This is a genomic window from Corallincola luteus (assembly GCF_004336975.1).
GTDB classification, from domain to species: Bacteria; Pseudomonadota; Gammaproteobacteria; order Enterobacterales; family Neiellaceae; genus Corallincola; species Corallincola holothuriorum.
Genome location: NZ_SJXE01000004.1, coordinates 84794 through 99297, shown reverse-complemented (window position 1 = coordinate 99297; position 14504 = coordinate 84794). Strand labels below are relative to the sequence as shown.

Genomic DNA, 14504 nt, shown 5'->3' with positions numbered 1-14504 from the left:
CTGCTCCTTAATCCACTAACTCAACGACGTTGAGGTCTTCGGTTTGTGCTGTGCCTGCGGCTGCAGCGGCTTTTTCGGCTTCTGTAGCTGGGCGTCGCTGACCACGCTCGGTGACGTAACTCAGTTTGTCATCCCCCACATCCGCATTGATGAAGTGACTAAAGCGCTTCAGCTTCTCTTTATCATTGATGGTGGTCTTCCACTCACACTGATATGTCGCAACCACCTTCGCCATCTCTGCTTCCAGCTCGTCGGCGATATTCAGGCTGTCTTCGATCACGACTTTGCGTAGATAGTCCAAACCACCTTCAAGGTTCTCCATCCAAACCGAAGTACGCTGTAAGCGATCAGCGGTACGGATGTAGAACATCAGGAAGCGGTCGATGTACTTAATCAGCGTTTCTTTGTCGAGGTCGCTAGCAAACAGATCTCCATGACGAGGGCGCATGCCACCGTTACCACACAGATACAAATTCCAACCGTTTTCAGTGGCGATAATACCGACATCTTTGCTCTGTGCTTCGGCACATTCTCGGGTACAACCGGATACGGCAAACTTGATTTTGTGTGGCGCGCGCAGGCCTTTGTAACGGTTCTCTGCTTCGATAGCCAAACCGACGCTGTCATCAACACCATAACGACACCAAGTGCTACCCACACAACTCTTAACAGTACGCAGTGATTTACCGTAGGCGTGACCTGTTTCTAAACCAGCGTCGATGAGCTTGGCCCAGATAGGTGGCAGTTCATGGAGCTGAGCACCGAACAAGTCGACGCGCTGGCCACCAGTGATCTTGGTGTAGAGGTCATATTCTTTCGCTACTTCACCAATCGCAATAAGCTGTTCAGGGGTGATCTCGCCGCCAGGAACACGGGGAACAACAGAGTAGGTGCCATCTTTTTGCATGTTGCCAAGGAAGATGTCGTTAGTGTCCTGCAGCGATATATGTTCGTCTTTCAGTACATATTCGTTGTTGTAAGAAGCCAAGATAGAACCAACGGCGGGCTTACAAATTTCACAACCGTCACCACGGCCATGTTCGGCCAACAACTCACCAAAGGTACCTATCTGTTTAACTCGAACAATGTCGGCTAACTCTTGGCGACTATGGTCAAAGTGCTCACAGATATTGTCGTTAACTTCGACACCTAGCTTCAGTAGTTCGGCATTCATCACCTGACCCACTAAGGCCAGGCAACCACCACAACCGGTAGCCGCTTTAGTCGCGCCCTTGATGGCACCTATATCTGTCGCGCCGGCTTGTACCGCCGCCATCAGGTCGCCCTTGGTGACGTCATGGCAAGAACAGATCTGAGCGCTGTCAGGCAGAGCATCTATGCCAAGTCCAGCGCTGGCTTCTTCGCCGTCGATTGCAGGTAAAATGAAGACTTCTGGTGACTCAGGCAGATCCATATCATTTAGGTGAAGCTGCAACAGTGAACCGTATGCGTCAGCATCACCCACCAGAACAGCGCCTAATAGCTTCTTGTTGTCGCTAGAAACAACCAACTTTTTGTACACCTGCGTGTATTCATCACAGAAGGTGTAACACTGGGCGCCTTCGGTATTGGCGTGGGCGTCACCGATGCTGGCAACGTCAATACCAAGCAGCTTGAGCTTGGTGCTCATGTCTGCGCCCTTAAACTCAAGGTCTCCACCGGTGATCTGGTCAACGGCGGCTTTGGCCATCTGGTAACCCGGCGCGACCAAACCGAAAATACGACCGTCCCAGAGGGCACATTCACCCACGGCGTAGATATCTTCAGCGCTGGTCTGACATTTGTCATCAACCACAATGCCGCCACGTGGGCCTACTTCAATATCAAACTCACGTGCCAGGTTATCCCGTGGACGGATACCTGCCGAGAAAACGATCATATCGGTTTCCAGGAAGCTACCGTCAGCAAAGTTCATGCGATAACGGCAGGTTTCGCCAGCAACGATTTCAGTGGTGTTCTTTTCGGTATGAACAGTCACGCCGATATCTTCAATCTTGCGGCGCAGTAACTTACCGCCACCTTCATCTAACTGCACTGCCATCAGGCGTGGTGCAAATTCGACAACATGGGTTTGTAAGCCAAGGTTCTTAACCGCGTTGGCGCACTCCAGGCCCAATAGGCCACCACCCACAACAACACCGACTTTGCTACCTTCGGCGGATGCGGTGATTGCTTCTAAATCTTCAATTGTGCGGTAAACCAGGCAGTGTTCTTGTTCATGCCCTGGTACTGGTGGCACAAACGGGAAAGAGCCCGTTGCCAGGATCAGCTTGTCGTAACTTTCTACGATGCCTTTGTCCGTGGTGATAGTTTTGGCTTCTTTATCGATAGAGACAACTTGCTGATTCACCAGATAACGTACCTGACGCTCATCGTAATAAGCCTCGCTGGTCATCATCAGATCATCAACCGTTGCACCAGTAAAATAGCTCGACAACTGGACACGGTCATAAGCCAAACGAGGCTCTTCTGCAAAAGTGGTTATTTCATAACTATCAGCGGCTTGGTGGCTGCTAAGTTCATCAATGAACTTATGACCAACCATGCCATTACCGACAACAATGACTTTCGTTTTATTTGTCATAGTGGGATCCCTCTAAATTATGCTGACAGCTCGTGCTGTTCTGATTCGATTAAAGTGTTAAACCAGTTAAGGGCAGGGGCTAACGTAACTACCTCGCCAATAACGACCAATGTTGGAGATGGCAACTGGTGTTGCTTTGCCAATTCGGGCAACGTTTCTAATGTGCCTATAACGGTTTGTTGTTCTGGACGGCAGCCATTGGAAATCAAAGCGGCCGGCGTGTTGGTTGGCATACCGTGATAAGACAGTTCACGGCGAATATCAGGAAGTTTGCTCAGCCCCATATAGATAACTAGCGTTTGTGCCGGGCGGGCAAGGGCATGCCAATCGAGGTTAAGTCCGGTTTCACCGTGGGCGGTAATAAAGGTACAAGCTTGTGCCATACCGCGGTGAGTGAGTGGGATACCTGCATAGCTGGTGCAGCCCGATGCCGCAGTGATACCTGGCACGATCTCTACATCAACGCCAATCTTGCGCAGGGTTAAGGCTTCTTCACCGCCACGACCAAATATAAACGGGTCGCCTCCTTTAAGACGGCAGATGTTAAATCCTTCAGCCGCCTTAGTGACTAACAACTCGTTTAGTGCCGACTGGCTGATACTATGATGATTTTTCGATTTGCCGACAAACAGCGCTGCGGTTTGTTCTGGAAACAACGCCCTAATTTCATCGCTGACCAGCGCATCGTAGAGAATTAGGTCTGCTTGTTGAATAATGCGCAGAGCTTTAACTGTTAGTAGTTCAGCGTCACCTGGGCCCGAGCCGACCAACCAGACTTTACCTTGCGAAGAGGCTGACTTTGATGGAGTTGACTGCTGCTTAAGCGCTCTTGTTTCATTGTTCAGCGCGATAATCTTATTTCCCATCATTTACCCTCAAACTTGCTGCTGGTTGTAAAAACAACGCTATTTGACTAGGTACAAAGCAAGGTTGAGGCCAACTGTGTTTTTGATTAGTTGGTTTTATCTAACGCACTGTAATTTAATGATTTATTTGCCAGCCTCGATTGGTAGTGTCTAAATCCACTCTATGAGTAGGGGTAGTAGGTCTATCTCGCTATAGGTAGTGTTTTGATAAGCTGCTTGCCCAATGTGATCTAGGTTGCACTTTTATCTTGCGCCAATAAAGTGCAGCCGGGGCAGCTTTAACGAGTTGTCAATTTAAGGCTCTAAGGCTGAAATGCCGTTACGGCGGGGGTTTTACGATGTTTTGCCAGTGTGGCAAGGGTATTGCACCAAAGCAACGCAGAGATGTTTATTAGGAGTATTCCATGACCAACGACTGGGTGAAAACAACCTGCCCATACTGTGGCGTCGGGTGTGGCGTTGAAGCCAAAGCAGATGAATCGGGCAAGGTCACTATTCGCGGTGACAAATCCCACCCAGCGAATTATGGAAAGCTGTGTTCTAAAGGGCTCGCGCTAGGCGACACGGTTGTACCCACCGGGCGCTTAACGCACCCCTATCAAGATGGTCAGCGTATTAACTGGCAACAGGCACTGAACACGGTAGCGAAGCAGTTTCGCGATACGATAGATGCCCACGGGCCAGACTCTGTCGCGCTCTATGTGTCCGGCCAGTTGCTCACCGAAGACTACTACGTCGCCAACAAATTGATGAAAGGCTACGTTGGCTCAGCCAACATCGATACCAATAGCCGACTTTGCATGTCATCTGCGGTGGCGGGGCATAAGCGTGCATTTGGTACTGACACTGTACCTGGTTGTTATCAGGATTTTGAAGTGGCAGACCTACTTGTGCTGGTTGGTTCGAATTTAGCCTGGTGTCACCCCATCCTGTTTCAGCGGGTAAAGCAGGCCAAGTTAGACAAGCCAAACATGAAGATCATTGTGATCGATCCACGGGTAACAGATACCTGCGATATCGCCGATCTACACTTGCCGATCAAGCCCGGCAGCGATGTCTTACTGTTCAATGCATTACTGGCTTATCTGGCAGCGAACGATCATCAAGATCCTGAGTATCTTTCCAAATATACCGAAGGGGCCGAGCAGGCATTGCACGCCGCCCATGCCGATCAGGGCGATTTGGGTGATTTACAACAAGTCGCCACAAAGTTAGGTATCGATAACGCTAAGTTGACCGAATTTATGGCGCTGTTTGCTGCCACAGAAAAAGTCACCACCGTATATTCTCAAGGCGTAAACCAGTCCACCAGTGGCGTGGATAAAGTCAACGCGATCATCAATTGTCATCTGTTAACGGGTCGTATCGGACGCCCCGGCATGGGCCCGTTTTCGATTACCGGTCAGCCTAATGCGATGGGTGGACGCGAAGTGGGTGGACTGGCCAATATGCTGGCTGCCCATATGGAGTTTACTGACGATGCGATTGCGCGGGTGCAGACGTTTTGGGATTCGCCGACAATGGCCACAGAGCCAGGTGCCAAAGCGGTCGATCTGTTTAATAAGATGGAACAAGGCGAGATTAAAGCGGTTTGGATCATGGCGACTAACCCTGTCGTCAGCTTGCCCGATGCCGATCGCGTAAAGGGTGCGCTACAGAAGTGTGATTTTGTGGTCGTATCGGACTGCATAGCAGATACAGATACCACCCGTTTAGCCAATGTATTGTTACCGGCGCGGGGCTGGTCAGAAAAATCAGGTACAGTCACCAACTCAGAGCGGCGAATTTCGCGGCAGCGCGCTATTGTACCGCCAGCAGGTGAAGCCATGGCCGATTGGTGGATCATCTGTGAAGTCGCCAAACGCATGGGATATAAACAGGGGTTCAACTTCTCCCACGAAGGCGAGATATTTGCCGAGCATGCACAGCTGTCTGGATATGAAAACGACGGTTCGCGCGACTTCGATATCAGCGCGTTCAGTAATATGAGTAATGAAGAGTTTGATGCACTGACACCGTTCCAATGGCCGATGATAACGAAAGGCGACATCAGTCTACATAAACGCTTTTTTGCTGAAGGACATTTCTACACGCCAAACCGCCGTGCCCGGCTTATTCCAGTTAAGCATCGACAACCGGCGCAAGATGTCAGCGACAACTATCCACTGGTATTGAATAGTGGGCGTATTCGCGACCAATGGCATACCATGACGCGTACAGGCTTAGCATCTAAGCTGAACGCCCACTTGCCAGAGCCCTTTATCTCGATCCACCCAGATACCGCGAAACAGTTTTGCTTGGAAAAGGAAGGTCTCGCCAATGTGGAAAGTCACCACGGCAGCGCATTAGTACGGGTAGAAACATCCGCGCGTATGCGTCAGGGTGAGATCTTTATGCCGATCCACTGGACCGGCGTTACCTCATCTAGAGCTCGGGTCGGCGCACTGGTGTCACCGGAAGTGGACCCCACATCCGGCCAACCAGAATTCAAACATACACCAGTAAAAGTCAGCCCGTGGTTTCGTCAAAGTGAAGCCTTGTTACTCACCACGGATGACACTCCCATCCATGAAACGGAATATTGGGTCAACCAACGCGTCGAGCAGGGCATTCTCTATCGCATGGCCAGCCTGCAAGGTAGTGATACCGTCGCCGGTTTGTTGCAAGCGCGCATGCAACCGTTTATCGGCGAGCAAAAGCTTAGCTTCATTGATACTGCGACGGGCAGTTATCGCTACGCCGTATTAAAAGAGGGACGCTTGTTGGGGTGCTATATCGTTGGTAAACGCCTGCAACGAGACGACTATGACTGGTTAGCCACGCTGCTAGATAAGCCTCTGGGCAGCGAAGCGATGCGCAGTATTATGAGCGGTAAAGCACAAGGCTCACTGGCAGCAGGACGCACTGTGTGCGCTTGTAAGCAGGTGGGCTATAAAACGCTTTGTGCCGCAGTAAAAAATGGCGCGACAGATCTTGATGCGCTGCAGCGTGAAACCACTGCGGGTACAGGGTGCGGCTCATGTATACCAGAGCTGAAAGAGATTATTCAGGATTGTGCATTTGAAGAGGTGACGTAAGCAGGTCGGGCACTCAACTACTGGTTCAACCAATCCCAAATTTTTAGTTAAAAGCGGCTATTTTCAGCAAAAATGGCCGCTTTCTGTTGCTAACTGTAAAACTTTCGAACACTCGCTTGAGCCCTGTCTAAGCGACTGCTAACCTACCATTCATTATCAAGATAAACTTGAACGGAACCAAGTGAATGCTAAAACGATTACTGCTTGCTAGCCTCGCTCTACCTTTGAGCGTTAGCGCCGCGCCTCTCTCGATGGATCTTGACGCGTTAAGCCATGGCGAGATTGTAAACGACCAGTTTGATGGGGTCACAGTGTCGGGCACCAACCCAAATCGTGGTTTCGATTACGTTGCAGCATTTGATACTAATAGAGATGCGACTCGAGATCCCGACCTGGAATCACCCTGGTCAGGCGGCAACCTGCCAACCGATACCGATTTAGGCAATATTCTTATCATTGCTGAAAACAACGTAGGTGCCGACGATGGCGTGCTTGACCTTCCAGACGACGAGGGCACACGACCAAACGCAGGTACGATCAGTTTCGCATTTGATGTTGACCTATTCAGCTTTAGTTTTGTACTGGTTGATATCGAGGGTCCGTCAGAGTACGGCATCGACGGTGGTTTCTTCGCATCATTTTATGATGACGACACACTGCTCGAAAGCGTTGGCTTTGGTGCATTGGTCGGTAATACTGGCCCCTACGGCAGCAATGCGGTTTTTGGCGATAACACCATCAACCAAATTAACCCGATCACCGCCTCACTGTTAGGTACCACCTTCGACCGTGTCGACGTCACGTTTGGTGGCTCAGGCGCTATCGGTGGTATTCAATATCAGGTGCCGGCACCTGCCACACTGGCGCTGCTTGGTTTAGGCTTAATTGGTGTTGCACTGAGAAAACGCCGAGCTAACTAAGTTATGCGGTAAACCATAGAGAAGGGGCTAATCAGCCCCTTTTTTGTTGCCTACAACAAATTAAGTTGCACACTTTCGTGCTGTGTACCCATACAGCCCTCTGATTTGGAGTGGCTTCCTATGCCAAAGCTGTGTCAAAAAATGAGATAAAGGCGTTTGCAATTAATGCGAGATTTGTTGAAATTAGTCAATAAGTTAAGTGTGAGATGCATGATCTTGGGCGAAATTGCCTACTGGGCAAGTTCGGTGATAGCAAGCATGCTCTCTAAATGGAGATAGGAAGCATGTGCTTTCTACTTAACGTTATGTTTCTCAATAGTATGAAATATTGCGTAGTTATTGCCTTCGTTGCTGCTTTGGGTACATCAGCACTAAGTGCGCCAGGTATCTACTGGATCTTCGGTTGTTTCCCCGCTTGGCATTCAACCTATAGCATGACACTAAGCTGGCTTCTGATTCTGGTTCTTGTAGCTTCTACAGTGGCGTTTAGCACTGTGTCGGTTGAACAAGGTGAGGGAGCAGTGCTAACCAAGGTTGTTGAAGTTGCCAAAGGCCTCATGGCTACAAGTGTCATGTACCTTGCTAGCTACTATCTTATGCATCGGTTTGTTTTATCAGGCATTATTCTGCCATTTTCATCTAGTACGTGTTGACACCCGTGAAACGAATGAACAAGACAAATAGACAGTCGGGTCAAAAGCCACAATATATGTTTTTAGCACTAGGGCTATTGATTCAATCTTGTGCAAAGGCGATGATTTATCGCCTACTGAGACGTGGCTCTCGTACGAACACTGTGAGATTGAGGTTTGAATAGCGGCGCCGAGATCTGACCATGACCTATTTATACGAATGGTATTCCCCTCCTAAACAGCTTGATGTTGTATGCCCGAATTGCGGACGGCCCGCGCTGTGTCAGGATGTTAAAACTAGCAAGAAAGGCTGTATTATCAATCTGGCTAGGAAACCAGCTTCGCTAGCGAATAGCCGGTTGTCTGCCTGCATCAGCTGCTTACACTGCGGCTTTAGAAAATCGACATACATTCGTTTGCCAGCTGATCTGTATTGGTGCTGCGATGTGAAGGGTAAATTGCTTTGGGCTTGGTCTCGCACACATGCTGGTCTCGTCTTAGACTACTTAACCGCTAAAGACCGAAATTTATCTCATTACAAACACTCGGTATTTTTGCTGCATATCCCTAAACATTTTAAATTAGCAAAAAATAGGCCGGCGGCTGTGAAGGCACTGACAAAACTTCTAACGGCTCAACTCTAGCGCGATACAAAGAAGGAGAGACACGATATGGCAAGGATGATCTTAGTGTGTGGCCCGACAGGTGCCGGTAAAACAACCTATTCGTTGTCCCTTGCCAATGAGCTGGGCGCCGTCCGTTTTTCGATAGACCCATGGATGCAAACTCTGTATTCCAAAGATATGGTGTCACTGGATTACAGCTGGATGATCGAACGGGTGGAACGTTGTTACGCCCAAATATGGGAAGTAAGTAAGCAGATTTTGATGCTTGAAGGTATTGTCATACTCGATTTAGGTTTTACTACGCGTGAGCAGCGCGCGGCATTTGCCGACAAAGCAAGAGCGTTAGGTATTGAGCCAGAACTGCATTTTGTCGACGCCCCTAAGGCGTTACGGAAACAGAGAGTCTCACAGCGTAATGCGGAAAAAGATCCCGCAGTATACTCGTTCGAAGTTACAGATATGATGTTCAACTTTATGGAGCCAAGGTTTGAAGTGCCAGATCAAGCTGAGCTTAAATTTGGCTGTAAAGTAGAACCATAAGGAAGCGTGGTTAACCCACGCATTTTCACGCCACAAGATTTTTACTGCGCTAGCAGAAACTGGGTTAGCAGCTAATACACACGATTTGAAGGGATTATGAAATTTAAGTGGATTACCTGGGCGACAATGTTATGCAGCTTTGTCCCATGTTTGTGGGCAGTAGAGATCCCTACCAGTGCCCGTTCAGAAACCGCCATTGCACAGGTCGAACCGGCATTAAAGAAGGCACTGGCAGCCAAAGGGCTGAAATACGGTGCACCGATATTTATCCGTATATTTAAGACGCCTGGTGTACTCGAATTATGGTTGGAATCGGCCAGCGGTGAGTTTAAACATTTTAAAAGCTACGATATTTGCGATTTCTCCGGCGATCTGGGACCGAAGGTGAAGGAAGGGGATTACCAAAGCCCCGAAGGGTTCTACTTTGTAAACGCTGGACGATTAAACCCATGGAGCCAGTTTCACCTGTCTTTTAACCTCGGTTACCCCAATCGCTACGACCGTTATCATGGGCGAACAGGTAGCGCGCTGATGGTACATGGCAACTGTGTATCGATCGGCTGCTACGCGATGACTGATAGTTACATAAACGAAATATACGCATTAGCAGTTGCGGCATTAAGGGCAGGCCAGCCCTATTTCAGAGTACATGCATTTCCATTTGAGTTAGAAAATGATGCGCTTGCCAAGTACCAGGACAATCACTGGTACGAATTTTGGCAAAACCTTAAACAAGGTTATGACTACTTTAACGAACACAAACGGCCACCTAACGTCGAAGTGTCTAATGGCATTTATACCTTTGGGGCTTAGGCTAAACAGCATCAACTTGATGCTTGCTTAGTGTCTAGCTAATACCTACACCCGATGCGATCGCTTGATAGATCGCGTCCGTTAACTGTGTAAGATCTTCAGCGGCGATAACGTATGGCGGCATGACGTAGATCCGTGTGCCAAACGGGCGGATCCAAACTCCTTGTTCAACAAAGAATGCCTGGATCTCGGCGACGTTCACATCTTCTGTCACTTCAACCACGCCAATAGCACCGATGACACGTACATCTGCGACGGCAGCTAGATCCCGGCATTTGGCTAATTCACGATGGAGTTGTTGCTCAATTGCTTCCACTTGGGATTGCCACTGTTGCGTGGCCAGCAGATCGAGTGAGGCACAAGCGACAGCGCAGGCGAGGGGGTTACCCATAAAGGTAGGGCCGTGCATGAATACCCCTGCTTCACTTTCACACACACCGTTCGCGACCTCTTTTGTGCACACCGCAGCAGCAAGGGTCATGTACCCGCCGGTAAGTGCTTTGCCCACGGTGATAATATCCGGTACCACGGCACCACTTTCGCCGTGCTCAAGCGCGAACATTTTGCCTGTGCGGCCGAAACCTGTGGCTATTTCATCGAATATCAGCAGCGTATTATAGCGGTCACACAGTGCCCGTAGCTGGTCTAAAACGGCGCCATGATAGATACGCATACCACCAGCGCCCTGTACGACGGGCTCAATAATAACGGCAGCGATCTGTTCATGTTGTGTTGCTAGTAGCTGTGCCAGTGGCTCTAGCGATGCCGGGTCAAATTCGCCTTCGGTGATATTTTTTGGTGGCTCGGCGAACAGTTGCTTGGCCAATACGTTTTCAAACAGGGAGTGCATGCCTGTTTTGGGATCGCATACCGACATCGCCCCAAACGTATCGCCGTGGTATCCGCGTTTAAAGCTGACAAACTTGTTCTTAGCGGGCTGTTTCTTTCCTTGCCAATACTGAAGCGCCATTTTCAATGCGACTTCGACGGCAACCGAGCCGCTGTCGGCAAGAAACACCTGTGACAATGGCTTAGGTAACAATGCCAGTAGTTTCTTACTGAGTTCAATGGCCGGCGCATGGGTAAGGCCACCAAACATAACGTGACTCATTTTACTAAGCTGAGTGGTTGCAGCGTCATTAAGCGCAGGCACGTTATAGCCATGTATCGCAGACCACCATGAGCTCATGCCATCGATCAGTTCCCGTCCATCATCAAGCTTGATCCTGACACCGCTCGCGGACGCTACTCCGAAGCATGGCAATGGGTTTAGCGCGGATGTGTATGGGTGCCATAGGTGGTTTTTGTCAAAGTCGACATCAATATTTGGGTTGTTATTGCTCATTTCATGCTCTGTTGTAAACCTTGAGTTCTGGTCTGCGTTGACAGGGTCGTAAGCTGAAGTAGACTAGCGGGAATATCAAAAGAATCAATGGAAGAGTTATCCCGATGACTGAATCACCCCGTCACCAGTGGACCGTTAAACAGGTTGTAGAGCTATTCGCATTACCTTTTAACGATTTAATGTTCCAGGCGCAAACCGTTCATCGTGCCAACTTCGATCCGAACCAAGTCCAGGTCAGTACGTTGATGTCGATTAAAACCGGCGCCTGTGCAGAAGATTGCAAGTACTGTCCGCAAAGTGGGCATTACCATACTGATGTTGAACGCCAGCGCTTGCTAGAAGTTGAAAAAGTTTTGCAGGAAGCGGCTCAAGCAAAAGATAAAGGTGCAAGCCGTTTTTGTATGGGGGCTGCGTGGAGCAATCCAAAAGAACGGGATATGCCTTATTTGGTGCAGATGGTTGAAGGCGTGAAAGAGATGGGTCTGGAGACCTGTATGACGCTGGGCAAATTGACGGTAGAGCAAGCAGAAGTGCTAGGCCAGGCCGGGCTGGATTACTACAACCATAACCTAGATACCTCGCCTGAATACTATGGTGAAATCATTACCACCCGAACTTATCAGGACCGCTTAGACACGTTGTCCCATGTGCGTTCTGCAGGAATGAAAGTATGTGCAGGTGGTATTGTCGGTATGGGGGAAAGCCGTCAGGACCGTGCCGGTTTGTTGGTGCAATTGGCTAACTTGCCAATGCAGCCAGAAAGCGTACCAATTAATATGCTGGTTAAAGTAAAAGGCACCCCGCTTGATCAAGTGGATGACCTCGACCCATTTGAGTTTATTCGCTCTATTGCCGTCGCGCGTATCTTGATGCCTGCTTCTTATGTGCGTTTGTCTGCTGGCCGCGAAAAGATGAATGACCAGATGCAAGCTTTGGCTTTCCTTGCTGGTGCCAACTCGATTTTCTATGGTGATAAGCTGCTGACAACACCCAATCCTGAAACTTCTGACGATCACCGCTTGTTCAATACGCTGGGCATCAAAGTGGAGCAGCGCGAAGAAGCCAGTGACGAGGCCCATGAGCAGGTTCTTATGTCCGCCGTGGTTGAAAGCCAGCAGGACAAAATGTTCTACGAAGCCAATTAATCGCGATGGCGTTTGAACATCTGGCAGATGAATTAGATGCGCGCCGTTTAGCGTCATTGCAGCGGCAGCGACATCTATTTGTTACCGGCAGTGGTCGTTATTTGGCGTTGGATCAGGAAGGTGACGGTCAGCGTTATCTTAATTTCGCCAGTAACGATTATCTTGGCCTAGCCCATCACCCTAAAGTGATCGCAGCATGGAAAGCCGGCGCAGATAAATACGGTTGCGGTTCAGGTGGCTCCTTTCTTATTACGGGCTATAACCACGCCCATGCTGAGCTGGAAGAAGCTGTGGCTGACTTTGCTGGCCAGCAAAGTGCATTGCTGTTTAACTCTGGCTTTGCGGCTAATTCAGCCGTGTTAGCTACGTTGCTGACCAAAGAGGATCTACTGATCCAAGATAAGCTTAATCACGCCTCTTTAATTGACGGTGGATTGAACTGCGCCGCACGAATGACCCGCTTTAAGCACAACGATCTGGCCAATCTTGAGCAACGTCTTCAGCAATCTGGTCGCAACAAACTGGTGGTGACTGAAGGGGTTTTCAGCATGGATGGTGACACCGCGCCGATCCATGATATTGCTTCTTTGTGTAATCAACACGACGCTTGGTTGATGGTCGACGATGCCCATGCGTTTGGTGTGACCGGCAACGGCCGCGGCAGCCTAGCCCAGGTAATGCCGCAAGCGATCCGTATCTATATGGCAACCTTTGGCAAAGCGTTAGGCGTTGGTGGTGCGTTTGTTGCGGCCAGTAATACGGTGATCGAGTATCTGAAACAATTTGGTCGTCACTACATCTACACAACATCAATGCCACCCGCACAGGCGTGTGCTGTGCTTGCTTCACTCAGCTTAGTGAAAGAGGAGCCGTGGCGAAGAGAGTTACTTGAAAAGAACATTATGTTATTTCGCCAACAAGCTGCTGATGCCGGTTTACCGCTAGGTGACTCTAGCACGGCTATTCAACCTGTTTTGCTTGGCGATGTAGCTATCACCATGGCGTTAGCTGAGCGCCTTAAAGAACGCGGCTTTTGGGTAGGAGCGATTCGACCACCAACCGTGCCGGTCGGCGGCGCGAGATTAAGGATCACCATCAGCGCCAGCCATGAAGCACAAGATATAGCAGCACTTGTCACCGCAATCGCAGAGGAATACAGGGTTGTCGTCGAACAGCAGTAAACAACGTATCGCAACCAGTTTTGGCCGTGCTGTAGAGAGTTATGATGATGCCGCAAGGCTGCAGCGTTATGCTGCCGAATGTTTGTGGCAATGTTTAGACCCAAGCCCGACGCTCGGAGTTGCGGTGGATTTAGGCTGTGGCACGGGCTTGCAGCTAAGTAAGATCCAGCAAAACGCCGATACCGTTATCGCTATCGACCTATCGCGGGGAATGCTCAAGCATGCGCAATGCCAATACCCTGATGATTCATGCCTTTGGTTGCAGGGGGATGCGGAGTCTTTGCCACTGTTAGATGCGACCGTTGATACCTTGTATTCCAACCTCATGGTGCAATGGTGCCACGATCTTGACCAGGCATTGCGGGAGATCTACCGCGTATTAAAGCCTGGTGGGCGCGCGGTAGTTTCAACCTTATTGCGTGGTTCACTGGCTGAACTAGAACAAGCATGGCGCTCAGTGGATGATTACCGCCATGTGAATGACTTCCTCAGCGCGGAGCATATTTCAGAGCAACTACAGACACAGCGTTTTAGCGTGGCAAGACTTCAAGTTGAACCGTTGACACTTGAGTACCAGCGATTGACTGCATTAACCCGAGAATTGAAGTCGGTAGGTGCTAATGTGGTGACCGAGAATAAGCGCAAGAATCCGTTGAGTAAGTTAGATGTGCAGCGGTTACTTTCGGGCTACGAACCATTCCGCCTGAGCAATGATAAGTTGCCGGCGACCTATCAGATCGGTGTGTTGGTGTTACAGCGTTAAGCAAAAGGGACA

The 14504-nt window shown here is 49.6% G+C and carries 10 protein-coding genes; 7 read left to right on the top strand and 3 right to left on the bottom strand.

What is annotated here, in order from left to right:
- Positions 1 to 7: 7 nt before the first annotated feature.
- Both nirB and cobA read right to left on the bottom strand, forming a co-directional pair.
- Positions 8 to 2584, bottom strand: coding sequence for a nitrite reductase large subunit NirB (nirB, locus tag EZV61_RS10005; protein WP_131415382.1), 2577 nt, complete (start codon positions 2582 to 2584; stop codon positions 8 to 10).
- 17 nt (positions 2585 to 2601) lie between these two features.
- The gene (gene cobA, locus EZV61_RS10000; protein WP_325048483.1) at positions 2602 to 3453 is read right to left on the bottom strand and encodes a uroporphyrinogen-III C-methyltransferase; all 852 of its coding nucleotides are present in this window, start codon (positions 3451 to 3453) and stop codon (positions 2602 to 2604) included.
- A 401-nt stretch (positions 3454 to 3854) separates the two neighbouring features.
- Here cobA and EZV61_RS09995 point away from each other — a divergent pair, with 401 nt between their 5' ends.
- The 4 genes from EZV61_RS09995 to EZV61_RS09980 all read left to right on the top strand — a co-directional run bounded on the left by EZV61_RS09995 (position 3855) and on the right by EZV61_RS09980 (position 10058).
- A complete protein-coding gene (locus EZV61_RS09995) occupies positions 3855 to 6527 on the top strand; it encodes a nitrate reductase (RefSeq protein WP_131415380.1) in 2673 nt (890 codons plus the stop codon).
- Between the two features lie 185 nt (positions 6528 to 6712).
- Positions 6713 to 7447 (top strand): PEP-CTERM sorting domain-containing protein, encoded by a 735-nt coding sequence (locus EZV61_RS09990; protein ID WP_131415378.1) that lies wholly within the window; start codon positions 6713 to 6715, stop codon positions 7445 to 7447.
- 1303 nt (positions 7448 to 8750) lie between these two features.
- Positions 8751 to 9245 (top strand): P-loop nucleotide/nucleoside kinase family protein, encoded by a 495-nt coding sequence (locus tag EZV61_RS09985; protein ID WP_114336611.1) that lies wholly within the window; start codon positions 8751 to 8753, stop codon positions 9243 to 9245.
- Between the two features lie 96 nt (positions 9246 to 9341).
- The gene (locus EZV61_RS09980; RefSeq protein ID WP_131415376.1) at positions 9342 to 10058 is read left to right on the top strand and encodes a L,D-transpeptidase family protein; all 717 of its coding nucleotides are present in this window, start codon (positions 9342 to 9344) and stop codon (positions 10056 to 10058) included.
- 34 nt (positions 10059 to 10092) lie between these two features.
- On the opposite strand, the gene bioA is transcribed toward EZV61_RS09980, so the two are convergent.
- Positions 10093 to 11403 carry an adenosylmethionine--8-amino-7-oxononanoate transaminase gene (gene bioA / locus EZV61_RS09975; RefSeq protein ID WP_131415374.1) on the bottom strand — a complete coding sequence of 437 codons (1311 nt, stop codon included), beginning with the start codon at positions 11401 to 11403 and terminating at the stop codon, positions 10093 to 10095.
- A 104-nt stretch (positions 11404 to 11507) separates the two neighbouring features.
- Between bioA and bioB the strand changes: the two genes are divergently transcribed.
- From bioB to bioC, 3 genes are read left to right on the top strand one after another with little or no spacing between them, the layout of a single operon-like run.
- A complete protein-coding gene (gene bioB / locus EZV61_RS09970; protein ID WP_130565601.1) occupies positions 11508 to 12548 on the top strand; it encodes a biotin synthase BioB in 1041 nt (346 codons plus the stop codon).
- 5 nt (positions 12549 to 12553) lie between these two features.
- Entirely contained in the window at positions 12554 to 13729 is a 1176-nt protein-coding gene (gene bioF / locus EZV61_RS09965) for an 8-amino-7-oxononanoate synthase (RefSeq protein ID WP_131415372.1), read from the top strand.
- A complete protein-coding gene (gene bioC / locus EZV61_RS09960) occupies positions 13710 to 14492 on the top strand; it encodes a malonyl-ACP O-methyltransferase BioC (RefSeq protein ID WP_165569570.1) in 783 nt (260 codons plus the stop codon). Before bioF ends, bioC begins: the two co-directional genes overlap by 20 nt.
- Positions 14493 to 14504 lie beyond the last annotated feature (12 nt).

Bases quoted from the DNA above. Each gene is read 5' to 3' on its own strand.
- bioB (WP_130565601.1), top strand. From the start codon at position 11,508: ATGACTGAATCACCCCGTCACCAGTGGACCGTTAAACAGGTTGTAGAG.
- bioF (WP_131415372.1), top strand. From the start codon at position 12,554: ATGGCGTTTGAACATCTGGCAGATGAATTAGATGCGCGCCGTTTAGCG.
- bioA (WP_131415374.1), bottom strand. From the start codon at position 11,403: ATGAGCAATAACAACCCAAATATTGATGTCGACTTTGACAAAAACCAC.
- cobA (WP_325048483.1), bottom strand. From the start codon at position 3,453: ATGATGGGAAATAAGATTATCGCGCTGAACAATGAAACAAGAGCGCTT.
- EZV61_RS09995 (WP_131415380.1), top strand. From the start codon at position 3,855: ATGACCAACGACTGGGTGAAAACAACCTGCCCATACTGTGGCGTCGGG.
- EZV61_RS09990 (WP_131415378.1), top strand. From the start codon at position 6,713: ATGCTAAAACGATTACTGCTTGCTAGCCTCGCTCTACCTTTGAGCGTT.
- EZV61_RS09980 (WP_131415376.1), top strand. From the start codon at position 9,342: ATGAAATTTAAGTGGATTACCTGGGCGACAATGTTATGCAGCTTTGTC.
- nirB (WP_131415382.1), bottom strand. From the start codon at position 2,584: ATGACAAATAAAACGAAAGTCATTGTTGTCGGTAATGGCATGGTTGGT.
- EZV61_RS09985 (WP_114336611.1), top strand. From the start codon at position 8,751: ATGGCAAGGATGATCTTAGTGTGTGGCCCGACAGGTGCCGGTAAAACA.